The sequence below is a fragment of the Rhodanobacter sp. L36 genome (genome assembly GCF_009765755.1).
GTDB lineage: Bacteria > Pseudomonadota > Gammaproteobacteria > Xanthomonadales > Rhodanobacteraceae > Rhodanobacter.
Map to the genome: position 1 here is coordinate 90,985 of NZ_LMUV01000004.1, position 22,469 is coordinate 113,453.

The 22,469-nt window shown below is 63.7% G+C and carries 18 protein-coding genes; 8 read left to right on the forward strand and 10 right to left on the reverse strand.

Annotated features, from left to right (window positions below):
- Window positions 1-15: 15 nt before the first annotated feature.
- The gene (locus GSQ73_RS07525; protein ID WP_158882924.1) at window positions 16-1,245 is read right to left on the reverse strand and encodes a multifunctional CCA addition/repair protein; all 1,230 of its coding nucleotides are present in this window, start codon (window positions 1,243-1,245) and stop codon (window positions 16-18) included.
- Window positions 1,246-1,368: 123 nt separating this feature from the next.
- Here GSQ73_RS07525 and GSQ73_RS07530 point away from each other — a divergent pair, with 123 nt between their 5' ends.
- Window positions 1,369-2,994: a tetratricopeptide repeat-containing sulfotransferase family protein gene (locus tag GSQ73_RS07530; protein ID WP_158882646.1), complete on the forward strand. Its 1,626-nt coding sequence runs from the start codon at window positions 1,369-1,371 to the stop codon at window positions 2,992-2,994.
- Between the two features lie 6 nt (window positions 2,995-3,000).
- On the opposite strand, the gene GSQ73_RS07535 is transcribed toward GSQ73_RS07530, so the two are convergent.
- Both GSQ73_RS07535 and GSQ73_RS07540 read right to left on the reverse strand, forming a co-directional pair.
- On the reverse strand, window positions 3,001-3,939 hold the full coding sequence (locus GSQ73_RS07535) for a complex I NDUFA9 subunit family protein (protein ID WP_158882648.1): 939 nt from the start codon (window positions 3,937-3,939) through the stop codon (window positions 3,001-3,003).
- Window positions 3,940-3,968: 29 nt separating this feature from the next.
- Entirely contained in the window at window positions 3,969-6,035 is a 2,067-nt protein-coding gene (locus tag GSQ73_RS07540) for a transglycosylase SLT domain-containing protein (RefSeq protein WP_158882650.1), read from the reverse strand.
- 132 nt (window positions 6,036-6,167) lie between these two features.
- Between GSQ73_RS07540 and GSQ73_RS07545 the strand changes: the two genes are divergently transcribed.
- Window positions 6,168-7,769 carry a glycoside hydrolase family 17 gene (locus GSQ73_RS07545; RefSeq protein WP_158882652.1) on the forward strand — a complete coding sequence of 534 codons (1,602 nt, stop codon included), beginning with the start codon at window positions 6,168-6,170 and terminating at the stop codon, window positions 7,767-7,769.
- Here the strand turns inward: GSQ73_RS07545 and GSQ73_RS07550 are convergent.
- From GSQ73_RS07550 to GSQ73_RS07570, 5 genes are all read right to left on the reverse strand, one after another.
- Window positions 7,680-8,099: a hypothetical protein gene (locus tag GSQ73_RS07550; protein ID WP_254063321.1), complete on the reverse strand. Its 420-nt coding sequence runs from the start codon at window positions 8,097-8,099 to the stop codon at window positions 7,680-7,682. The two genes, GSQ73_RS07545 and GSQ73_RS07550, sit on opposite strands and share 90 nt — an antisense overlap.
- Window positions 8,096-8,905, reverse strand: a complete 810-nt coding sequence (locus tag GSQ73_RS07555) for an endonuclease/exonuclease/phosphatase family protein (RefSeq protein WP_158882654.1) — start codon at window positions 8,903-8,905, stop codon at window positions 8,096-8,098. Before GSQ73_RS07555 ends, GSQ73_RS07550 begins: the two co-directional genes overlap by 4 nt.
- A gap of 126 nt (window positions 8,906-9,031) precedes the next feature.
- Window positions 9,032-9,685, reverse strand: coding sequence for a thiol:disulfide interchange protein DsbA/DsbL (locus GSQ73_RS07560; protein ID WP_158882656.1), 654 nt, complete (start codon window positions 9,683-9,685; stop codon window positions 9,032-9,034).
- Window positions 9,686-9,750: 65 nt separating this feature from the next.
- Window positions 9,751-10,632: a thiol:disulfide interchange protein DsbA/DsbL gene (locus GSQ73_RS07565; RefSeq protein WP_158882658.1), complete on the reverse strand. Its 882-nt coding sequence runs from the start codon at window positions 10,630-10,632 to the stop codon at window positions 9,751-9,753.
- A gap of 65 nt (window positions 10,633-10,697) precedes the next feature.
- On the reverse strand, window positions 10,698-11,429 hold the full coding sequence (locus GSQ73_RS07570; RefSeq protein ID WP_254063322.1) for a c-type cytochrome: 732 nt from the start codon (window positions 11,427-11,429) through the stop codon (window positions 10,698-10,700).
- A 164-nt stretch (window positions 11,430-11,593) separates the two neighbouring features.
- On the opposite strand from GSQ73_RS07570, the gene yihA reads away from it, so the two are divergent.
- Window positions 11,594-12,253, forward strand: coding sequence for a ribosome biogenesis GTP-binding protein YihA/YsxC (gene yihA, locus GSQ73_RS07575; protein WP_158882662.1), 660 nt, complete (start codon window positions 11,594-11,596; stop codon window positions 12,251-12,253).
- 100 nt (window positions 12,254-12,353) lie between these two features.
- Here the strand turns inward: yihA and GSQ73_RS07580 are convergent, their stop codons facing one another.
- Window positions 12,354-12,845 (reverse strand): GAF domain-containing protein, encoded by a 492-nt coding sequence (locus GSQ73_RS07580; RefSeq protein ID WP_158882664.1) that lies wholly within the window; start codon window positions 12,843-12,845, stop codon window positions 12,354-12,356.
- A 58-nt stretch (window positions 12,846-12,903) separates the two neighbouring features.
- On the opposite strand from GSQ73_RS07580, the gene GSQ73_RS07585 reads away from it, so the two are divergent.
- From GSQ73_RS07585 to GSQ73_RS07605, 5 genes are all read left to right on the forward strand, one after another.
- Complete coding sequence (locus GSQ73_RS07585) at window positions 12,904-13,587, forward strand: TMEM175 family protein (protein WP_158882666.1); 684 nt, start codon at window positions 12,904-12,906, stop codon at window positions 13,585-13,587.
- Window positions 13,584-14,264, forward strand: coding sequence for a dethiobiotin synthase (gene bioD / locus GSQ73_RS07590; RefSeq protein ID WP_158882668.1), 681 nt, complete (start codon window positions 13,584-13,586; stop codon window positions 14,262-14,264). Before GSQ73_RS07585 ends, bioD begins: the two co-directional genes overlap by 4 nt.
- A 52-nt stretch (window positions 14,265-14,316) precedes the next feature.
- The gene (locus tag GSQ73_RS07595) at window positions 14,317-14,664 is read left to right on the forward strand and encodes a hypothetical protein (RefSeq protein WP_158882670.1); all 348 of its coding nucleotides are present in this window, start codon (window positions 14,317-14,319) and stop codon (window positions 14,662-14,664) included.
- A gap of 124 nt (window positions 14,665-14,788) precedes the next feature.
- The gene (gene dcp, locus GSQ73_RS07600) at window positions 14,789-16,984 is read left to right on the forward strand and encodes a peptidyl-dipeptidase Dcp (RefSeq protein WP_158882672.1); all 2,196 of its coding nucleotides are present in this window, start codon (window positions 14,789-14,791) and stop codon (window positions 16,982-16,984) included.
- A gap of 159 nt (window positions 16,985-17,143) precedes the next feature.
- Entirely contained in the window at window positions 17,144-18,970 is a 1,827-nt protein-coding gene (locus GSQ73_RS07605) for a monovalent cation:proton antiporter-2 (CPA2) family protein (RefSeq protein ID WP_158882674.1), read from the forward strand.
- Window positions 18,971-18,998: 28 nt separating this feature from the next.
- On the opposite strand, the gene GSQ73_RS07610 is transcribed toward GSQ73_RS07605, so the two are convergent.
- Complete coding sequence (locus tag GSQ73_RS07610) at window positions 18,999-22,448, reverse strand: ankyrin repeat domain-containing protein (protein WP_158882676.1); 3,450 nt, start codon at window positions 22,446-22,448, stop codon at window positions 18,999-19,001.
- Between the last annotated feature and the right edge of the window lie 21 nt (window positions 22,449-22,469).

Below are 22,469 nucleotides of genomic sequence, written 5' to 3' on the forward strand. Positions count from 1 at the left end.
TACAACGAGCGGACGCTACGTATGTTCAGTTTTCAGTGCGGCGATCGCCTCGATCCGAGCCGCTTCCATCGCCTTGCCGATGGCCGGGCCGGACAACCCCTGCGTCACGAAAGTTGTTGCGCTCACGGCCGCCGCAGAGGCACGCGCCTGGCGCAGATAATCGGCCTGCGGATAGGCGTCGTTTTCATGGCCGAGCCTGCCGCGTTTGTCCGCTTCGCATGCCGCGAGAAAGACGTCCAGACGCTCGGGCCGACGCAATGCATCCAGGCCGGCGAAAAGTTTGAGCACGGTCGCCGGCTTCAATTCAAACGCGCGGTGCGCGTTCAAGTGCTCGCGGCACACCTGTTCGGCGAGCGCGGCGTATTCGACCGGCACTTTCAATCGTTCGACCAACGCGCGCAGCGGCGCGAAGCCGCGGTGTTCGTGGCCAGCATGATGCGGCAGTTCGTCAGCTGGCGTCAGCGCCTTGCCGAGGTCGTGCAGCAACGCGCAGAAGCCGACCAGGTCATTGCCGGGCGCGATGCGCGCGGCTGCGTCGAGCACCATTTCCAGATGCACGCCGGTATCGACTTCGGGATGGAATTCGGCGCGCTGCGGCACGCCGTAGAGCGCATCGAGCTCGGGGAAAAGCACCGCCAGCGCGCCGCATTCGCGCAGCACGCGGACGAACGCGGAAGGCTGCGCTTCACCGAGCGCCTTGCGCGTTTCAGCCCACACACGCTCCGGCACCAGATGATCCACTTCGCCATCGCGCACCATCTGCTGCATCAGCGCCATCGTCTCGTCGGCGACCGTGAAACCCAGCGGCGCGAAACGCGCGGCGAAACGCGCGACGCGCAGCACGCGCACGGGGTCTTCGACGAAGGCCGGCGATACATGTCGCAGCACCCGCGCCTCGATGTCGCGCATGCCTTGGTACGGATCGGTCAGCGCGCCGTGTTCGTCCTGCGCGATGGCGTTGATGGTGAGGTCGCGTCGCGCGAGATCCTGCTCCAGCGTGATCGTCGGGTCGGCCTGAAAAAGAAAACCGTGGTAGCCGCGGCCGGTTTTGCGTTCGGTGCGGGCGAGCGCGTGTTCCTCGCCGGTATGCGGATGCAGAAACACGGGGAAATCCTTGCCGACCGGCCGATAGCCGAGCGCAAGCAAATCATCCGGCGTGGCCCCGACCACCACGTGATCATGGTCGGTCACCGGTCGCCCGAGCAGTTTGTCGCGGACCGCGCCGCCGACCAGATAGATGTCCATGCCACGATTCTGCCATGCGCGCCGCGCAAGCTGTGGCGCCACGGCGCATCGGACACTTGTGCTGCGGGCGTGCTTGCGTAAGCTCAGGCATGGGTGCGTGGGGCGCATCCAGGGGGTCCGACCATGGTGGCAAAGCAGGCCCATCCGTTGCTGCGGGATCGCAGCGGGGGTTTATCGACGGTCGCTGCGCGCATGCTGCGAAAAGCCGCGGCAGCAATGAGTCGCGGGGAATTGAATACGGCGGCTGCCATGTTGAACAACGTGTTCGCGCTCGCGCCCGGTCATCCCGAGGCGCTGCGCATGCTAGGCGTGTTGCATCATTTTCGCGGCCATCTCGCCGAGTCCGTGTCCGCGCTACGCGAGGCACTCGCCGCGAAGCCCGGCGACGCGCTGACCATGATGAATCTGGCGACGACACTGCATGAACACGGGCACGTCGAGGAAGCGATGTCCCTGCTGCAACGTGCATGCGCGCTCGTGCCGGATTTCGCACCGGCCTGGTACAACTTCGGCAAGATGCTGCGCATCCAGGGTCGTCACAGTCGCGCGATCACGGCGCTGCACCGTGCGGTGGATCTCGATCCGCAGCATGTATCAGCACGAGTCATGCTGGCGAACGTGCAGGCGAGCCTCGGCGCGATGACACCGGCCGCAACGAGTTTCCGCGAGGCGCTACAGCGGGCGCCAGGTCATGCCGATGCGTGGATGGGGCTGGCTCAACTGCATGCCGAGACGCTCACCAGCGACGATGTTTCGCAACTTCGGCAGGCCTTGCAGGCCGCATCCGTTGTGCATGAGCGCACCACGCTGGGTTTCGCGCTTGCGCATGCACTCGAAGACACCGGTCTTCATGCCGAGGCTTTCGACACGCTGGAACAGGCCAATGCGCTGAAGCGCCAGCGCGTCGACTGGGATGCGCGCGCGGCGCACGCGCACACGGAATCGATTCTGCAGGCTTTTACGCGACCGGCGCGCGGCGCAACCGAAGCGCGCCTGGGCGAAGAAGTGGTTTTCCTCGTAGGGCTGCCGCGGTCCGCTTCGACCCTGGTGGAACAGATCCTTGGCGCGCACCCGCAGATCGCGTTGATGGATAAACCCATCGCACTGATGCAGATCCTCGACGAGGAATCGACACGTCGCCGGCAGCCTTTTCCGCAATGGGTCGCGACGACAAAGCCGGCGGACTGGACACGCATGGGCGCGGATTATCTGGCAAGGACTGAGCATCGGCGTCGGCAGGGAGTGCGTTTCGTCGACGCCCACCCGCTGCACTGGCGGCTGATCGGCGCGGCAATGGCGATGCTGCCCGGCGCACGCGTGGTGAATTGCCGGCGCGATCCGCTTGAGCATTGTTTCAGCTGCTATCGGCAACTGTTCGCCAGCGGCCACCATTTCAGTTACGACCTCGACGACATCGCCAGTTACTGGCGCGACTACGACAAGCTCAGTCGGCACTGGCTGGAAATCTTTCCGCAGCGTTTCTTCGAGCATCGTTACGAGTTGCTGCTCGACGATCCGAACGTGCAGATGTGGTGCCTGCTGGATTTTCTGGACCTGGAATTCGATCCGGCGTGCCTGGCGTTCCATCGCCAGCGCGGCGCGGCGCGCTCGATCGAGGCGGCACAGGCGCGTCGGCCACTGCAGCGCGGCATCGCGCGTGGTGAACAGTACGGCGACAAGCTCGATCGTCTGCGCACATTGCTCGGTATCGAGGCAGCGGTGAACCAGGCCGAGGAAATGGACGGCTAAACGAAATCAGCGTCCCAGTGTGCGCGCTTCGTTCAAGCGACGCTCCGATGCCGAACCGTGCAACAGTTGCGGCAACCACGGCGTGAACGGTTGCGGCACGATGCCGAGCGCGGCGTAGCCGTCCACCTTGCCGACGGAATCGATGAGCAGCGAACGGAAATTGTCGAGCGAGAACGGTTTGCCAGGCAGCCATCCTGCCACCCGCGCCTGCAGCCGGCCGAGGTTGTCCGGCAACGCCATGATCGGTGTTCGCAGGCCGGCGGCCTCGCGGATCCTGCGCACGATATCGCCGAGCGTCAGAACTTCCGGGCCATACAGTTCGAAGCTTCGTCGTTGTCCGAGTTTGTCGTTGCCCACGCAACGCGCGATCGCCTCGGCGACATCGCCGACGAACGTCGGTGCCATCCGCGAAGATGCGCGCGCGAGCGGCAGCACGGGCAGGCGACGCAGCAACGTGGCGAAGCGGCGGACCAATCCGTCGCCGGCGCCGAAGATCACGCTGGGCTGATAGATCGTCCAGTCGAGGCCGGACGATCTGACCAGTGCTTCGGCTTCACCGCGCGTTTTCAGGTATTGCGATTGACCCTGTCCCGCCTTGAGCGAACTCATTTGGTGCAGGCGTTCGACACCGCTCGCATGACAGGCCGCGATCAGGCGCCGCGCCAAATCCACATGGGCGTGCTGGAACGTATGGCGACCCTGTGGATTGAGAATGCCGATGAGGTTGATCACCGCATCGGCGCCGACGAGTTCGCGGCGCAACGCTTCGTCGTCGTACACATCGGCACTGCGCACGCGCACCTGCGGAAGCACGCCCAGTGCGCGACGCTGCTCGCGATTGCGACTGAGCAGCAATATCCGGTGACCATCGGCAGCCAGTCGCGGCACCAGATGGCTGCCGACGAAACCGGTGCCGCCGAGGATCACGAGCTGTTGCGCGGGCATGCCGTTCGATCCTCCGGCGAACCGGATTTCTAGGGTGTGGTGTCGAGCGTAGTCGATGCGGTCGCCGGCGCGTGTGACGACGCACTCGACGAAGGCGCGGGCGCGACGGCCGGGCATTCGATCGAGCGGCGGAGGTCGTTCGCGGCAGGCAGCGCATACGCCTGGCCGATCGCGCTCATGCGGCGGCTCAAGGGCGTGGCTTTTCCGTTGAGTCGCCAGTCGTAGATCACGCTGAAGGCCATCACGCGCGCCACGTATTCGCGGGTCTCCTTGAACGGAATGGTGGCGACGAACAATTCCGGCGACAGTGTGCCGCGCGCGGCCAGCCATTGATCGACACGATTCGGGCCGGCGTTGTATGCCGCGCTGGCCAGCCACGGCGAGCCGTTGTAGCGCTCGGCCATCTGCGCGAGATAGCGCGTGCCCAGCTTGATGTTGGTGGACGGATCGTAGAGCGTGTCGCCACCGCCCCAGTCCAGTCCGTTGCGTCGCGCGACGAGCGCTGCGGTGGCCGGTACGAGTTGCATGAGGCCGCGCGCATCGGCGCCCGAACGCGCGTCGGTCATCCAGGCGCTCTCCGCGCGCAGGATGCCGTAGGCCCAAACCGGTTCGATGCCCGCCTCGATGGCTTGCGGTACCACACCGTCCTGGCTGGCCAGCGGAAAGCGCAGTTCGTACAGCCGCAGCGCATCGCCGCTGCTGAGCGTGAACACCGCGCGGTCATACCAGCCGCGACGATTGGCGAGGTCCGCGGCGAGACGCAAGGTCGGCGCGTCGGCGCCATCCAGCGCGCGCGTCCATTCACGGCGCGCAAGCTTCGGCAGGCCGACCGCGTAAAGCTCGAACGCGCGCACGAGACCGGGTTCGTTCAACAGCGCCTGTTCTTGTTGCGGATCGCCGGCCAGTTGCGCCGGGCAGATCGCGTAGGGCGTGCCGAGGCGATCGGCGGCGAGGAAGCCGAAAAACGTGGCTTCACCGGCGAGGCTCTGCAACACCTGTTTCGACTCGTCGCCGCGGCCCAGTTCGGTCAATGCGCGCGCGAGAAAATAGCGCCACTCGCCATCCTGCTGTTGCGTGGCCGGCATGGACTGGATCGCAGCGAGCACGGCCGGCCATTTCTGTTTCGACAACGCAACGCGCACGCGCCACTCGCGGCTCGCATCGGTTTGCGCTGCGGCCGGCAAGGCGATCAATCGTTCGAGTGCCTGATCGTCGAAATCGGTCGCGTGAAAAAGTGCCAGCGCGTAGAGAATCTTGTCGCGTTGCTGTTCGCTGAAGGCGAAGCGTGTCTGCAGGTTTTGCCATGCACTGTCGGCGCTGCCGGATTGCCGCCGCGCCAGCCGAGCGATGGCGAGCGTCACCGCCTGTGTGTTGTGCGGCGTGTTCGCCCACGCGTCGGCCGCAGCCACGGCCGACGAAGGATCGCGCAAAGCTTGCGCGAGCCGCTGCGCGGTGCTGGCGTCGTCACCCTGCAGCCAGTCGGCGGTGCTTGCGATGGTGTCGGCCTTGCCGGCATCGGCGGCGCGATCGATGCGCGACCACAGCCGACTCGTGGTCAACAAGGCTTGATCATGCGCTGCATCGAGCGCAGCATCGCAGGCGCCGGGCAACGTCGGCTTCGACCACAGCGCGTCGAGGTCCTTGTCGAAATTCAGTTTCTCGCCGCGGGCCAGTCGCGCTTGCAACGCGTCACAGCTGAGCGCGTCGCCGATGCCGGGCTGATACAGCGCGAGGAAATTGGGCCAGTCTTCGCGACGCGCCAGTTCCAGCAGAAAGTCGCGGCGAAGATCGGCGGCGGGAATCATGTCGGTGTAGCGATGCAGGTAACTTTCGACCGCGGCGCGATCAGTCTGATGGATATCGTGTTCGAGTGCTGCCGCTTCGAGATACGGATACAGCGGGTAATCGTGCAAGCCGTTCGACATGCCGCGCCACGCATCGCCACCTTGTTGCGCGACCACGTAAGCCTGACGAAAGGCATCGCGTTGCGCATCACTGGGCTCTGCGGCCCCCGCCGTCGTGGCGATCAGCCAGCCGCACGCGATGGAGAGCCAGCCGACTCGTGCGATGCGCCGCGAAGGTAGAAGAAAAAACATGGAAGCTCCTGCAATCGAATCCGTCGGCAGTGTAATTCATGGTGCATGAGCGGCCGCCGCGACACCGCATCGGCGTGTCGCTGGACGCCTGCTAAGCTGATGCGTCTGGGTCTCACACTTTCACGGATCGGCATGTCGTCAGCTCGCTCGCGCCTCTCTTTTCGGCACCTTCTTGCGTGGCTCGCGCTGGCTCTGATGGCGCTGGCCGCGGCGTTGTGGTGGTGGGCGCTGGGTCGCCCGGTAAATCTGCCGGATGCACCATCGGCGCGCATCGCGTGCGTGTCTTACGCGCCTTTTCGTCAGGCGGGCGAAACGCCGCTCGACCCGACGGCATCCATCAGCCCGCAGCGCATCGATGCCGATCTGCGCGCGCTGTCGCAGCGGTTCGATTGCGTGCGCACGTATTCGCAAGGGCAGGGCCTGAGTGCGGTGCCGGAAATCGCCAGTCGCTACGGCATGAAAGTGCTGATGGGCATCTGGCTCGGCAGTGATGTGGTGTCCAACGAGCAACAGGTTGCACTGGGCATTGCGACCGCGCGCAAATATCCGAACGTGCTGCGCGGCGTGATTGTCGGCAATGAAGTGCTGCTGCGTGGTGATCTTTCGTCGAAGGCGCTGCTGGGCTACATCAATCGCGTGCGCTCCGCGATCAACGTGCCGGTGACGTATGCCGACGTGTGGGAGTACTGGTTGCGTCATCCGGAAGTTGCCGGGTCGGTGGACTATCTGACCATCCACATCCTGCCGTACTGGGAAGATCGCCCGGTGTCACCCGATCGCGCCATGGAACATGTGGCAGCGGTGTACGCGCAAACGAAAAAGGCGTTTCCCGGCAGGCGGGTAATGGTCGGCGAAACCGGTTGGCCGAGTGCCGGCCGTACGCGTCAGATCGCCGATGCCAGCGTGGTGAACGAAGCACGTTACCTGCGCGAATTTCTGCGCTATGCGGCGACGGTCAACATGCCGTACAACGTGATCGAAACGTTCGATCAGCCATGGAAGCGCGCCCAGGAAGGCACGACCGGGGGCTACTGGGGCATCTTCGATGTGCATGCGCAGCCGAAGTTCCCGATGCGGGGTCCGGTGATCGAAGAATCGTCATGGTGGAGCGGATGGCTGGCAGGCATCGGCGGCGCCGCGTTGTTCGTGCTGGTCGGATGCTGGGCGCGTCGCTGGAACAGTTTTCGCGGTTTCGCCGCGCTTGCGTTGGCCGGATTCGCCAGCGGCGGTGCGCTCGCGTGGCAATCCCGGCAGATGTGGTTCGCGTGTCGCACGCCGTGGGAATGGGCGCTATCACTGCTGCTTTGTGTCTTCGCGTTGCTGAGCGCGTTGCAGCTCGCGCGATGGATCGCCGCGCGACTGGCTGGTGTCACGCAACAGGCAGCGCCACCGGCATGGCAACGGTTTGGATGGCTATTCGCGCTTGCGTTCTACGACTTGCTGCTGGTGTTCGACGGGCGTTATCGCGATCTTCCGCTGGGCCTGTTCGAACTGCCTTGCTTCGGCTACGCATTGATCGCATGGCTATCCGATCGACGCGTGCTGCAACCCCCGTCGCTGGAACAATACTTCCTCGCCGCGCTGTTGCCGTGTCTCGCGCTGGCGGTGGTGATCCAGGAAGCGGGTCTGTCGCCGGTCGCCTGGCTATGGCTGGGCGTGAACCTGGCGATCGCGTTGCCGGTCATGCTCGCGTGGCGCCGTGCGAGTGGACGCTTGCAGCCGCAGCAGGCGTAGGCAGCCGAGCAGAAACGCCAGCGCACCGGCGAGGATGCAATACAGCAACAGCGATGTCGCACCCAGCGCCGCGGCGAGCCATGCCACCCACGGGCGCCTGCCGATGAACGCCCATGCCGTGGCGACCAGCGCAGCGATGCCATACGCGTAATAGAGAAAACCCAGCACCAGCGCGCGTCGGAGTTCGCACCACCAGGGCACGCTGATCGCGTCACATCGCAGCGTTGCGGTCGCGGATTCGATGAAGCCGTAACGAATCCACGCCACCGCCAGACCGGTCGCCAGCAACAGCAGCCACGGCAGCATCCAGCGCCAGCGCGAGAGATTCATCGACGACGGCTCCGCGGCGCGCGGCCGATATGTGCGGGCAAACGGATGTCCGCAGCGAGCGGCAGATGATCTGAAAACGCCTGCGGCAGCGTCCAGCGTTTTTCCACGTGGATCGCCGCCGAGGTAAGTATGTGATCCAGCGCCTTGCGCGGTTTCCAGCTCGGGAACGTCGGCGTTGATTGCGCTGGCGGCTGCAGGCTGCATTTGGAAAAAAGCTGGTGCATTTCCACGCTGTGCGGTTCCGTGTTGAGGTCGCCCATCAGCACCGCATGCGGAAAATCGTGCAGCAGTTCCGCGATGAAGCCGAGTTGTTTCGCGCGCGCCGGGGCGCTCAGCGACAGATGCGCCACCATCACCGCCAGCGCCTGGTCGCCTTCGCCGAATTGCGCCAGCAATGCACCGCGACCGGGGATGCGGCTGGGCAGCGGATAGTCCAGCACCGAATGTGGTTCGAACCGGCTGATCAGCCCGTTGGCCGAATGCGCCAGGCGCGCCATCGCGCGGTTTGGCTGATGGCTCCAGAACGGCATGCCGGCGGTTTCGGCGAGATAGCGGGTCTGATTGAGGAAGCCCGAACGCAGGCTGCCTGCATCGGCCTCCTGCAGACCGATCATGTCGAACTGCGGCAGCACTTCGGCGAGACGATCGAGGTTATCCATCTTGCTGCGGCCGGGCAGTACCGCATTGATGCTGCGCGTCACGTATTCGCTGTAACGCTGCACGCTGGCGCCGGCAAGGATGTTGCAGCTCAACAGGCGAAGGCGCCGTTCGGCAGGTGCAGCAGCGGGCGGTTCGGCAGAGGTCATCGCGACACGATACAGAGAAAGGGAGCACGAACCATCACGAAGATCGGATCACCGCGCGGTCACGCACGACGAGCATGAACCGCGCGATGTGAACGTCATGCAAGCCGTGCCGCAAACACGATGAAATTACTTTCCAGCCAGCTCGCGTTTGGCGAGCCACTGGGTCACCGCCACGATCTCGTCAAGTGAGCTGACCGCCGCGACACGGTATTTGCCGTCGACCACGATCGTGGGCGTGCCATCGACCTGCCACTTCTGCATGAGTTCGAGATCCTTCTTCAGCAGCGCGGTGGTTTCGTCCGACGTGGCGATGCGCATGAACTCGTCACGATTGACGCCCTGCTTGGCGTAGAAATCGCCCAGTTCGTCCATCGTGTTGATCGGGTATTGCTCGCCAAACTTGGCCTGGAACAATTGCAGATGCGTGCGCTCCACCACGCCCATTTTCTCGGCCGCGATGTAGGCACGCGCGAACGGCAGCCATTCGGCACTGAACGGCGCCGGCAACAACTTGAACTGCACGCCCGGCGGCAACGATTTGCGCAGCTTTTCCGCATACGGCGCGAAATGCGCGCAGTGGATGCAGCCGTACGAAAACACCTCGACCACTTCGACCTTGCCGGTGCTGCTGTAACGCTGCGCCGGAGCGGGAAGCGTCACGTACTCGCTGCCCTCGGTGTAAGGAGCGGCGCTGTTGCTGGTCTGCGCCGTGCAGGCACTGGCCAGCATGAGGCCACCGATCAGTGTGAGGCTGTGCCAGCGGACGAATCGCTTGAACATGGAATTTCTCATGGCGTGAATGGATCGGCGAAAGGTGTTTAGCGTGCAGGCGAAATGGACGGCTATTACTTGCCGGCCGCTTCTTTCGATGCCAGCCACTTCACGAGTTCGATCGACTGCGAAAGATCTTTGAACTTGAGCGGTTCGACGCGGTATTTGCCATCGATGATCAAGGTCGGCGTGCCTTGGACACCGTAGTCCTTCATTAAATCGTCGGCGCGCTTCATTTTCGTATTGATGGCGAACGAATTGGCGACCGCAGCGAATTCCTTCGGATCTACGCCGACCTTGGCGTAGACCTTTGCGATGTCGTCGATGGTGGGAAGCGCATCTTTAGGCTTCAAACCGGAGCCATTGGAATTTTCGGAACTCAGCTCGCGCGTGTTCCACACCGCGTCATACATCGCATCGTTCCCCTTTTCGGCGACACCCAGCGCCTGCGCAGTGATATACGCGCGCTGCAATGTCACCCAGTTTTCCTGCGGCATGAAGGAAGCAGGCAGAAAAGCGACGACGACATTCGAAGGGAGCTCTTTGACCATCTCGTTCATGGTCGGGTGATAGGCATTGCAAGCTGGACAGCCATACGAAAAAGCTTCGATCACTTCGATTTTGTCCGTGCCAGTCAGCTTCGGCTGCGCGGGTTCGATCACGGTGTAATCCTTGCCTTCCACCCACTTGCCATTGTCAACAAAGGCCGGCAGCGCGGGCCCATTCGACGGCGAAGCATCGGTCGAAGCAGTCGTGGATGCGGCGGCGGGCGCGCTGGCTGCAGCTGCAGGCGCAGCAGTCGTTGTTGGCGCAGCAGGCGGTGCTTTCGTCAACGGCGTGGCTGCCGAGGTTGCCGCTGCGGGTGTCGGCGCCGGTGTCGCCGCGCTGTTGTTGTCATGGCTGCATGCGGCAAGCGCGAGCAGGGCGGCACACAGAATCGGCAGACGTTTGAACATGGCGGAACCTCGAACGGGTAAACGCTAAAACCGAAGGCGCCGACACAAGGTCGGCGCCGGAGATATCAGGGAGTGGCTGCCGCGGGCTGGGTGGCGCTGTGCAGGCCTTCGACGTAGCTGGCCAGTGCGGCGATGTCGCCCGGCTCCAACTTCTTCGCGATCGACGGCATGATCTGCGAATGCGGGTCGTCGCCCCAGCTGGTGCCGTCATGCCAGGCTTTCAATGTGGCCTGGATGTACTGGGCGTGCTGGCTGGTGAGCTCCGGATACATCGCGCCCGGGTTGCCGCGGCCGTTGATGCTGTGGCAAGCCATGCATGCAGGAATGCCGCGCGCGGTATCGCCTTGGCGGAACAACTTCTGACCTTGTTCGACCAGCGCCTGATCGGCCACGCCCGGAAGCGCGGTCTGGCTGGCGAAGTACGCGCCGATGTCATGCATGTCCTGCTCGGAGAGCGGCGTGGCCATGCCCATCATGATCGGGTTCTGCCGCTGGCCCGATTTGAAATTCGCCAGCTGGCGCGCGATGTACTGCTCGCTTTGTCCGGCCAGCTTCGGGTACTGCGCGTCGCTAGAGTTGCCATCCATGCCGTGACACGCGCCGCATGCGGCCGCCTTGCCTTGACCGGCAGTGGCGTCGCCGGGTTTGGCCGGTGCACCGGGGGTTGGCGCAGCAGTCGCAACCGCGGGTGCAGCGGGCACTGCTTTCGAGCTCGATGCAGCCGCGGGCGCTGCGGATTTCGGCGGCGTCCCCTGAGCCATCAGCGCACTGGCGGAAAGCGCGAATGCGAGCGCCATGGCAGACCTCAGAACAGCGGGCCGAAAACCAGCGGACCGAAAACTCATACACTTGACTCCCGAAAGACGTGCGAACAAAGCCGTGGATTGCAGCCAGCAGGCCTGCAGCAGGCAGAAACCGCAGAATTATCCCCGTGCCACCATAGCTTGGTCAAACCATTCCCATGCCCAATCCCCTGCAAGGCGCGCAGTTCGTACTGGCTGCGCATCGCATCAGCCAGCTTCCTGCCGACCAGGGCGCGGAGGTCGCGTTCGCCGGTCGCTCCAATGCCGGCAAGTCCAGCGCGTTGAATGCGCTCACCAATCACAAGGGCCTGGCGCGCACTTCCAAGACGCCCGGACGCACGCAGCAGATGGTGGCTTTCAGCCTGCCGCCGCCGCAGCAGATCGACGGCCAGCCGCCCGCCGATGTGCGGCTGATCGACTTGCCGGGCTATGGCTACGCGAAAGTGCCGCTGGAAATGCGCGAGCACTGGAAGCTGGAAATCGATGCATATCTGCATCAGCGACGAAGCCTGCGCGGTCTCGTGCTGATCGTCGATATCCGACATCCGCTGAAAGAATTCGATCGCCTGATGCTGGAGTTCTGCTTCGCCACGCAGTTGCCTTGCCACTTGTTGCTGACCAAGGCCGACAAGCTCTCGCGCAACCAGGCCACGCAGGCACTCGCCGTTTTACGCAAGCAGTTCGCCGCCGAAAGCCTGCACGCCACGGCGCAGGTATTTTCGTCGTCGGCGGGGACGGGCGTGGACGAGGCGCGTGAGGCAGTGATGACGCTGCTGAGGCAACCGAGGGATGGGGCCCATCAGGAACGCGAGCGCTGAGGCTTCACTGGACTGTCGTTGGGCAGTGTCGATGGCTTCGCCGGAATAACGAGAGTGGAGAGTCGCGCGAGCGTTCCATCAGAACAGCCTCGGGCGCCAGTCACCCGCGCACCGACTCCATAAAAACCGCGCAAAGCTTCTCCATCCCCTCACGATCCTCATCGTCGAATCGGTCGATCACCGGGCTATCCACGTCCCACACACCCAGCAACGTGCCGCCGGCTTTCACCAGCGGCACCACGACTTCTGATTGAGAAGCGGCGTCGCAGGCGATGTGGCCTTCGAAGGCGTTCACGTCACGCACGAGTTGCGTCTGGCGGGATTGCGCAGCCGTGCCGCAAACACCTCGTCCGAGTGCGATGCGGATGCATGCGGGCTTGCCCTGGAACGGGCCGACGACGAGTTCGGTGCCGTCGTACAGATAGAAGCCGGCCCAGTTCACGTCGGGCAGGCTGTGGTAGATCAGCGCGCTGAAGTTCGCGGCGTTGGCGATCAGGCTCGACTCGCCGGCGAGCAGTCCACGCACCTGCTGCACGAGGTCGTCGTAGTGTTCGCGCTTGCTGGCGTAGGGCTGCGATTTCACTTCAAACATGCGACGGGTCCGGCGGCAAAGTCCGTATTATGCGCCGAGGGCCAATCGGGGTTGAAACATGAGTCTGATCGAGCGACGCGAAGGCATCGAAGCGGGACGACTGGATGCATTCGTTGATGGCGTGTTCGCATTCACGCTGACGTTGCTGGCGATCGGTGGCGACACGATTCCCGACGGCAGCGCGAAGCTTCTGCATTTGCTGCGCGACATTCCCGCGTCGGCGCTGTGCTTCGCGCAGATCGCGACCATGTGGCACGGCCATGTGCGCTGGCGCCATAGTTGCACGCGCAATACCAAACGCGGCCTGGTGTTTTCGCTGGTGCTGGTTTTTTTCGCGCTGATCTTTGTCTACCCGGTACACATGGTTTACGCGAGCATGTGCAATGCGCTCAGCGGCGGTTCGCTGTCGCCGGAATTCAGCATGACGACATCCACCGATGTGCGCGCAGTGTTCGCCACCTACGGCCTCGCTTACGCCTGCATGTCTGGCACGCTGGTGCTGTTGTTCCGACATGCGGCGCAGATCGCCAAAGCATCGGGGCAGGACGCGTTCAAGCCGCTGATCGAATCGGTGACGTGGAGTGTGCCGGCTGCGCTTGGTTTGCTCTCGGCGGTGGTCGCCATGATTCTTCCCGATAACACGCCGCCCTGGCTGTGGGCACTGCCGGGCTACCTCTATTTCCTGATGATGTTGACCGGTCCGATCCTGAAAATTTTTCGCCGGCGTTACCAGCCTGCATGACGCATTCCGCTGTTTTCATCGCCGGCACCGATACCGGCATCGGCAAGACGCATGCGTCATGCGCGCTGCTGCATGCACTGCGCGCCGCAGGTCATGAAAGCTGTGGCATGAAACCGGTCGCCAGCGGCTGCGCATCCACGGCGCAAGGTTTGCGCAATGACGACGCGCTGGCCTTGCAGGCGGCCAGCAGCGGTTCGCCTGCTTATGCGTCGATCAATCCGGTCGCGCTGCGCGATCCGTTGTCACCGCATCTTGCGGCGGTGCACGACGGCATCACGATTTCGCTATCGCCGATGCGCGCTGCATTCGATCAGCTTGCAGCAAAGTACGAATGCGTCGTGGTCGAAGGCGTCGGCGGTTGGCGCGTGCCGTTGGCACCGCTGTTGTTCGCGTCGGATATTCCGATGCAGTGGCAACTGCCGGTGATCCTGGTGATCGGCGTGCGCCTGGGCTGCATAAACCATGCGTTGCTGACCGCGCGCGCGATCGAAGCCGATGGTTGTCGGCTGCTCGGCTGGATCGGCAATCGCATCGATCCGGCGATGGATGCGCAAGAAGAAAATCTCGCCACGCTGCGTGATTTGATTTCCGCGCCGTGCCTCGGCGTGCTGCCGCATGGCGGATTGCCGGAAGACGTTGCAATCCATTTGCGCGAAGCCATCGCCGCGTTGGACTGAACTTCACATCGCCCGTGTTTTCATGGGCTCGTATTCCCCGTCGGAGCCGCTCATGGCACGCAATCACTATTACCTCTCCATCGCCGATCTCGGTCGCGCACGCGGCGACGATCCGCGCTTTGCCTACGACGGCGCCGGACCGAACGATTTTGCGTCGGCGCTGCAACAGGCGCTGCGTGGCGATGAATTATTCCAGCGCTGGCGCGCAGCGCAGCCCGATCCGGACGCGGTGGATACGAGCCTGGCGGTCACCGATGCGGATGCCGAAGTGCACGCAAAAGTCGCCGACCTGCACACCGAAGTCGACCTCGTCACCAGCCTGCCGATGAGCGTGGTGCGGCACCGGCTGTACCTGTTGATCGGATCGGCATGGCAGTTGCGCGACATGCGCGCAGCCTGATCGCGCTCGTCGCTCGTGCGATGAGTTGCGGGTCGATGGGTTTGGAAAGTCCCGCGGCTTGTCGGTACAGTCGGCCAGTTGTGACTTGCCTGTCGACCTCGAACCCACCCAAGGGGAAATACCGATGCTTCGTCTTCGCGCGATCGTGATCGCCACCACGGCGGCCCTCGCCGCCTGTTCCCAGTCGCTGCAGAACACCGCCAATCCGCCTGCACCGGCTGCCTCGACGGCGGTAGCCAGCAGCGCCGCTCCGGCCGCCACCGCCATGACCAGCAACCCCTTCTTCGCCGCCAGTACCTTGCCATTCCAGGCGCCGCCGTTCGACAAGATCAAGGACGGCGATTACCAGCCGGCGATCGAGGAAGGCATGCGCCAGCACATGGCCGAGATCGAGAAGATCGCCGGCAACCAGGATGCGCCGACATTCGAGAACACCATCGTCGCGATGGAGAAATCCGGCGCGATGCTCAAGCGCGTACGCCAGTCCTTCGACACCGTGACCGGCGCCAACACCGACGACGCGCTGCAGAAAGTGCAGGAGGAAGAAGCGCCAAAGCTCGCTGCACATTCCGATGCGATCCACCTCGACGACAAGTTGTTCAAACGTGTCGAAGCCATCTACAACCAACGCGCCACGCTGAAGCTCGATCCGGAATCGGATCGACTGCTCGATGTGATCTATCAGGATTTCGTGCACGCTGGCGCGAAACTTTCCGAAGCGGACAAGACGAAACTCAAGGCGCTCAACGGCGAAGAATCCACGCTGACCACGCAGTTCACCAACAAGTTGCTGGCTGCGACCAAGGACGCTGCATTGGTGGTGGACGACAAGGCGAAGCTCGCCGGATTGTCCGATGCGGAAATCAACGATGCCGCGCAAGCCGCGAAAGATCGAAAGCTCGACGGCAAGTGGGTGTTGCCGTTGCAGAACACCACGCAACAGCCGCAGCTGCAGGACCTGACCGATCGCGCCACGCGCAAGGCCTTGTTCGATGCGTCGTGGGGTCGTTCGGAAACAGGTGACGCCAACGACACGCGCAAGATCATCGAGCGTATCGCGCAGATTCGCGCCGAGCAGGCGAAGCTGATCGGCTTCCCGAACTACGCTGCGTGGAAGCTCGACGACCAGATGGCCAAGACGCCGGAAACGGCGATCTCCTTCATGGAGAAACTCGTGCCCGCCGCCACCGCGCGGGCACAGGCAGAGTCGAAGGACATCCAGGCCGTCATCGACAAGCAGCATGGTGGTTTCAAGGTAGCGCCGTGGGACTGGAATTTCTATGCCGAGCAGGTGCGCAAGGCGAAATACGATCTCGACGAAAGCCAGATCAAGCCGTACTTCGAGCTGGACAACGTGCTGCAGAACGGCGTGTTCTATGCCGCCAACCAGCTTTACGGAATCACCTTCAAGGAGCGCAAGGACATCCCGGTGTATCAGCCGGACGTGCGCGTGTTCGAAGTGTTCGACAAGGACGGCACCTCGATGGCGCTGTTCTATTGCGACTACTTCAAGCGCGACAACAAGGGCGGCGGCGCGTGGATGGACAACCTGGTCACGCAGTCCAAACTGCTCGGCCAGAAACCGGTGATCTACAACGTCGCCAATTTCAGCAAGCCATCGGCAGGGCAACCTGCGCTGCTGTCGTTCGACGACGTGATCACCATGTTCCACGAATTCGGTCACGCGCTGCACGGCATGTTTGCCGACTCGCAATACCCGAGGTTGTCAGGCGCCAATACCGCGCGTGATTTCGTCGAGTTCCCCTCGCAGTTCAACGAACACTGGGCCACCGATCCGAAAGTGTTCGCGCACTACGCGAAGAACTACAAGACCGGCGAGCCGATGCCGCAACCGCTGGTCGACAAGATGACCAAGGCCGGCAAGTTCAACTCCGGCTACAACATGACCGAGCTGGTATCGGCCGCGCTGCTCGACATGAACTGGCACTCGCTGGCGGCCGATGCGCCACTGCAGGATGCCGACACCTTCGAAGCCGCCGCGCTGAAGAAAGAAAAAATTGATCTCAGCTATGTGCCGCCACGTTATCGCTCCAGCTATTTCCAGCACATCTGGGGCAACGGTTACGCCGCCGGCTACTACGCCTACCTGTGGACGCAGATGCTCGCCGACGATGCCTTCGTCGGGTTCACACAACACGGCGGCCTCACCCGCGAAAACGGTGACCGCTTCCGCGCGATGGTGCTCTCGCGCGGCAACACCGTGGAACTCGCCAAGCTCTACAAGGACTGGCGTGGGCAGGATCCGCAGATCGAACCGATGCTCGAAAACCGCGGATTGAAGGAAGCGCCGAAGAAGTAAGTCGGCACTGGTCGACCGATCGGTCGTCGTTGCAAACGGGCCCGCCATGTGCGGGCCTGTTTGTTTCAACGCGCCGTCGACATCGTCAGATCTCTGCATGCACGGCACAGCTGCGGTCAGCATGAAATAATCGAACCTTCCCGATCCGGAGCGCCATCCATGGCCGGTCACAACTTTTTGCAGACCGCCGTGGTGTTCCTGCTGGCCACCGTGATCGCGGTGCCGTTGACCAAGCGCTTTCGACTTGGCTCCGTGCTGGGTTATCTGCTGGCTGGCGTGGTGATCGGGCCGCAGGTGTTGCGTCTGATCAGCGATACCGAAGGCGTCGCGGCAATTTCCGAATTCGGTGTGGTGCTGATGCTGTTCGTGATTGGCCTGGAATTGTCGCCACAACGTCTGTGGGTGATGCGGCGTTCGGTGTTCGGCATGGGTTTGTTGCAGGTCGTCAGTTGCAGCGTGGCGATCGGCGCGGCGGCGTACTGGCTGTTCGGATTGTCGGGTAACGCAGCAGCGATTGTGGGTGGCAGTCTGGCGCTGTCTTCCACCGCGTTCGGCTTGCAGATACTCGCCGAGCGCAAAGAGGCTGCATCGGCTTACGGGCGACAGGTGTTCTCGATCCTTCTGTTTCAGGATCTCGCGGCGATTCCGCTGATCGCCGCGGTGCCGTTGCTGGCGTCTTCCTCGGGCACGCATGGTTTTGATTTGATGGCGGTGGGCCGCACGGTCGGCGTGATCGTTGCGGTGATCGTCGGCGGTCGTTATCTGTTGCGGCCGGTGTTTCGTTTTGTGGCACGCGCCGATTCGGTCGAGGTTTCCACCGCCACGGCGTTGCTGGTGGTCATGGGTGTGTCGCTGATCATGGAGCTGGCCGGCGTGTCTGCCACGCTCGGCGCGTTTCTTGCGGGTGTGCTGCTGGCCGATTCGGAATATCGGCATGATCTCGAATCGCATATCGAGCCTTTCAAGGGTTTGCTGCTGGGTCTGTTTTTCATCAGCGTCGGCATGTCGATGGATCTGTCGCTGCTGCTGCATCAGCCCGGCCTCGTGTTCGGCCTGGTCGGTGCGTTGCTGTTGTTGAAGGCGGTCTTGTTGTGGCCGCTCGGCCGCGTGCTCGGCGGACTCAATCGGTCCGACACATTGCGGCTGATCGTGTTACTCGCATGCGGCGGTGAATTCGCATTCGTGCTGCTCAAGCAGGCGGCGGAATCACAACTGATTGCGGTTGGCCAGCGCGATGCACTGGTGCTGGCGATCACCTTGTCGATGGCGTTGACGCCGCTGCTGGTCGTGCTCGCGGCGAAAATGCTCGACGTGAAGCCTAAGAAATCGACGCGCGAGTTCGACACCATTGATACCGACGTGCCGCGAGTGATCATCGCCGGTTTTGGTCGCATGGGGCAGATCGTCGCCCGCGTTCTGCGCGCGCAGAAAATTCCTTTCGTGGCGCTCGAGCATTCGGTGGAACAGGTGGATTTCTCGCGCCGCTTCGGCACCGTCAATCTGTTCTTCGGCGATCCAGCGCGACCGGAATTACTGCGCGCCGCGCAGGCCGACAAGGCCGAGGTATTCGTGATCGCCATCGACGATCCGGAAGCAAGTTTGCGCACCGCCCGCGTGGTTCGTCGGCAGTATCCGCATCTGAAGATTGTTGCGCGTGCGCGCAATCGCCAGCACGTGTTCCGCCTGATGGACATGGGCGTGGAAGAGCCGGTGCGCGAGACGTTTCACTCCAGCCTCAAGATGACGCGCAAGACGCTGCAGGCACTTGGGCTTTCGCCGGAAATGGCGATCGACCGGATCGAGCGCTTCCGTCGTTATGACGAAGATTTGCTGAAAAAACAGTCGCTGGTTTACGACGACGAGACGCAGTTGATCCAGAGCACGATGGATGCGCTGAAGGATCTGGAGCAGTTGTTCGAAGCCGATGCCGAGCCGGGCGCGGAACGCGATCGCGAGAAGGGCGAAGTCGCGCCGGATCAACCCTGAGCGATGCGGCGCACATTGCGCGGAGCCTTCAGTCTGCGGGTTGCGCCGGTTGGCGCAAGGTTTGACGAACGCTGGGAATCGCACCGCTGCGTGCGGCGAGTTCGTGAGCGATGTCGATGTAACCAAGTTGCCGCGCGACATCCGCCGCGGTGCGGCCGAAGGCATCGGCGGCGTTCCGATCCGCGCCGCGAGACAGCAATACGCGAGCCGGCGGCAACAACGCATGCATGGCGCAGGCGTGCAGTGCTGTGACTCCGCGCTGGTCAGCGTGTCCCACCGTCGCGCCGGCTTCCAGCAGCAACGGCACGAGCGCGCCGATGTGCGTGGCATCGCAATCACTGCCAGGGCGAAGTTGCGCGCCGAGCAGCAACAACAACGGTGTTTTTCCTTCGGCGTCGGCGCGATTGATATCGGCACCGCGCTTGAGCAAAGCATCGAACAACCGGCGCGCTCGCAGGCTGTCGTTGTGTTCGAAACCGAATTGCGCTGCTGCGTGCAGCGCGGTGCGCCCGCTCGCGTCCACCGCGTCCACTTCCGCGTTCGCGCCGAGCAGCAGGTCGACAATTTCCGGGTAACCCATCGCCGCGGCAACCATCAGTACGGTTGCGTCGTTGGGCAGCCGTTGTTCTATCGCAACGTGGTGCTCCAGCAACAGGCCGACCAGCGCCTCGCGACGCGCGGCGACCGCCGCCGCCAGCGGCGTGACGCCGGTGCGTGCAGCGAGCGACGCATCCGCACCAGAATCCAGCAGGCAAGCGGCGACGTCACGATGACCTGCGCCGCATGCACGCAGCAATGCGGTGGCACCCTGATCGTCACGCGTGTCGACGGCAAAGCCGAGTTCGAGCAATCGCTGCACGGTGGCGAGCGCGCCGGCGCTTGCGGCCGCGGGCAGATCATCGGGGCGCAGCGCGCGATGCGGTCGCGGCCAGTCGCGCCAGTTCAACCAGCGCTCCACTTCGGGATGTTCCAGCGCCAGGCCCAGCGGCGTTTCGCCGTTGGCATCGGCGGCCTCGGGATGTGCGCCGTGCGCGATCAATGCGCGCACGAACGGCAGTGCACTCGCGCCATGTTCGAGCGCGGCAAACAACGGCGTACGTCCGTCGCGATCGCGCGTGTTCGGATCACAGCCGCGGGCCAGCAACGCGTTCACCAGTTCGATCTGCCCGTTGGTCACGGCGAGATGCAGCGGCGTGCGATCTCGCGCATCGGGACCAAAGGGATCGGCGCCACGTTCGAGCAGATGGATCGGCAGTGCGGCGCCTTGGGCCGAGCCGTTCAAGCGCGCCAGCGCCTGCGCGAGCAGGCCCGCGCCCGCCGGTGTGGCGCCGGCCTGCAGCAGATCGTCCAGTGCTTCGGTGGCGTTCGGCAGTTGTTGCAACAACGCGTCGAAGAGTCGACGACCGATGAGCGAGGTCGTTTGCGTACTTGCCTCGTCTGCGTCGTTCGTGGTGATCGATTGCAGGCGCGCCTCGGCATCGAGCCCGTGTTCGAGCAACCATCGACGACCTGTGCTCAGGCCTGGCGCCGCCAGCTCCATGTATAGCTGAGCGAGCTGTGCCTGCGGCCATTCGCGAACGCGTTCGGAAAAACCCGAGACGATCGCCCAGTGCCCGAAGCGCAACGCGTCCAGCAGATGCGATGGCGTGTCGGCGCCGTCGGCGAGGAGATCACGGCTGTGGCTGGCCGGCAATGGTGTGTCGGGATCGAGCAACGCAACCAGATCCCAGCGTCCGGCGGCGGTGGCGTGGTCGAGCGCGCTGCGTCCATCACCACCGGGCGTTTTCGGTTCTGCGCCCAGGGCGAGCAGGGCGCGCACCGTATCGGCGTGAGCGTGCGGCGACTGGCAGGCGAGAGTAAGCGCGTCGCGGCCGTGGTGATCGCGCAATCGTGCATCCGGTTGCGATTGCGCCAGCAGCGCCACGATGCCATGCGAGCCAGCACGCGCGGCTTCCATCAACGCGGTGCTGCCGCGTTGATCGGCGAGCGTGATGTCGGCACCCGCAGCGCAAAGTGCGCGCGCAATTTGTTCGTGGCCTTCTGCAGCGGCACCGAGCAGCGCATGACGATGCCGCGCGTCGACCGCGTTGATCGCGGCGCGATGCTTGAGCAGCAGCTTGACGCCGGTGACATCGTCGTCGGCAATGCTGGCTGCGGCGACGAGTGCGGGTTCACCGCCGGGGCTCACCGGCTTCGCGCCGTGCTCCAGCAGGAATTTCACCAGCGGCCAGTTTGCGGCTCGGCACGCGGCGGCCAGCGGCGTGATACCGGCCTTGTTCTGCACATTGAGCGGCGCGGCGGAGTCCAGCAGCATCGCCGCCACGCCGGCATCGCCGCTAAGTACGGCACCGTGCATGGCGGTATTGCCTTCGCCATCGGCGATCAAGGGGCTGGCGCCGTTGGCAAGCAGAGTCAGCACCGCTTCGGCACGTCCATGCCAGCTATCGCGCGTTGCCGCGAGCAACGGCGTGATGCCGCCGCTGGTGCGATTCACGTTCGCGCCCTTGGCGATGAGTGCACGCAGCAATCGCGTATCCGGCAGCAGCGCGGCGAGCATCAATACCGGCCGCTGATCGCGATCGTCCGCGTTGGGCGCGGTGTCGGGATCGGCACCCGCTTCAACGAGTGCGAGCGCGCGATCGATATCACCATCGCGTGTCGCAGCGAGCAGCGCTTCGGCCTGCTCGGGCGTGCCGGCGGTGCGCTCCTGTTCGCTCAGCGCGACCACAACCGGCGCGACCTTGACCGCAGCGACCGGCATCGCGAGATCGGACTTGTGTCCGCTGCGTCGCTCGGAAAGCAGCGCGCGCAATGTGCGATTGGCGATGATCAGGCAGGCAAGTGGCAACAACACCACGGCATAGATGGCCAGCGCTGCGATGCGCAGCTCGGAGGGCAGCACGCCATAGAGCCCGGTGAGCGCAATGGCGCCGAATGCCAGCACCAGCAGCGACAACGCAGCCGGCAGGAAATGACTGAAGAAACGTTCCTCGCGCGAAAGATGCCGCCCGAACGCCATGCTGCGCAACGTGGCGGTGAAGATCCACGAACCATCGCGTTGCGTCGGGTAAGCGTCGTCCCAGACAAACACCAGTCCGTAAGCGGGCCACAAACGCCACAACGCGACCAGCGCCAGCGCCAATGTCGCGGCCAACGTCAGCGCGGCACCGAGACTCGGTGTGTGGCTCAGTTGCAACATCGGCCACGCGACCAGCACGAACACAAGCACGGTGTAGCCGGTGAACATCACCAGATGCGCTGCACCACGGCGCATCACCGTGCGACCAAAACGCGGCTCGGGATCGAAGCCGATCGCGTGGCATACCGCCGCCATGGTCAGTGCGTTGGCGACCAGCAGCGGAATCAACGTCAGCGGGTTCGTCATCAGTCCGGCGAGCGCGACCGCGATCAAGCCGGGAATGAACCAGGCAAACGCTTGCAGAAGAGGAGGGCGGCGACGCGATTTGGGCTGGGTCATTGGCACAGTATAGAAATCGTT

Excerpts from the sequence above, each read along its gene's own strand:
- GSQ73_RS07580 (WP_158882664.1), bottom strand. The coding sequence starts at position 12,845 with ATGTTTGAAGTGAAATCGCAGCCCTACGCCAGCAAGCGCGAACACTAC.
- GSQ73_RS07555 (WP_158882654.1), bottom strand. The coding sequence starts at position 8,905 with ATGACCTCTGCCGAACCGCCCGCTGCTGCACCTGCCGAACGGCGCCTT.
- GSQ73_RS07605 (WP_158882674.1), top strand. The coding sequence starts at position 17,144 with ATGGCCGGTCACAACTTTTTGCAGACCGCCGTGGTGTTCCTGCTGGCC.
- bioD (WP_158882668.1), top strand. The coding sequence starts at position 13,584 with ATGACGCATTCCGCTGTTTTCATCGCCGGCACCGATACCGGCATCGGC.
- GSQ73_RS07525 (WP_158882924.1), bottom strand. The coding sequence starts at position 1,245 with ATGGACATCTATCTGGTCGGCGGCGCGGTCCGCGACAAACTGCTCGGG.
- GSQ73_RS07550 (WP_254063321.1), bottom strand. The coding sequence starts at position 8,099 with ATGAATCTCTCGCGCTGGCGCTGGATGCTGCCGTGGCTGCTGTTGCTG.
- GSQ73_RS07570 (WP_254063322.1), bottom strand. The coding sequence starts at position 11,429 with ATGGCGCTCGCATTCGCGCTTTCCGCCAGTGCGCTGATGGCTCAGGGG.
- GSQ73_RS07540 (WP_158882650.1), bottom strand. The coding sequence starts at position 6,035 with ATGTTTTTTCTTCTACCTTCGCGGCGCATCGCACGAGTCGGCTGGCTC.
- GSQ73_RS07585 (WP_158882666.1), top strand. The coding sequence starts at position 12,904 with ATGAGTCTGATCGAGCGACGCGAAGGCATCGAAGCGGGACGACTGGAT.
- GSQ73_RS07610 (WP_158882676.1), bottom strand. The coding sequence starts at position 22,448 with ATGACCCAGCCCAAATCGCGTCGCCGCCCTCCTCTTCTGCAAGCGTTT.
- GSQ73_RS07535 (WP_158882648.1), bottom strand. The coding sequence starts at position 3,939 with ATGCCCGCGCAACAGCTCGTGATCCTCGGCGGCACCGGTTTCGTCGGC.
- GSQ73_RS07565 (WP_158882658.1), bottom strand. The coding sequence starts at position 10,632 with ATGTTCAAACGTCTGCCGATTCTGTGTGCCGCCCTGCTCGCGCTTGCC.
- GSQ73_RS07560 (WP_158882656.1), bottom strand. The coding sequence starts at position 9,685 with ATGTTCAAGCGATTCGTCCGCTGGCACAGCCTCACACTGATCGGTGGC.
- GSQ73_RS07530 (WP_158882646.1), top strand. The coding sequence starts at position 1,369 with ATGGTGGCAAAGCAGGCCCATCCGTTGCTGCGGGATCGCAGCGGGGGT.
- yihA (WP_158882662.1), top strand. The coding sequence starts at position 11,594 with ATGCCCAATCCCCTGCAAGGCGCGCAGTTCGTACTGGCTGCGCATCGC.
- dcp (WP_158882672.1), top strand. The coding sequence starts at position 14,789 with ATGCTTCGTCTTCGCGCGATCGTGATCGCCACCACGGCGGCCCTCGCC.
- GSQ73_RS07595 (WP_158882670.1), top strand. The coding sequence starts at position 14,317 with ATGGCACGCAATCACTATTACCTCTCCATCGCCGATCTCGGTCGCGCA.
- GSQ73_RS07545 (WP_158882652.1), top strand. The coding sequence starts at position 6,168 with ATGTCGTCAGCTCGCTCGCGCCTCTCTTTTCGGCACCTTCTTGCGTGG.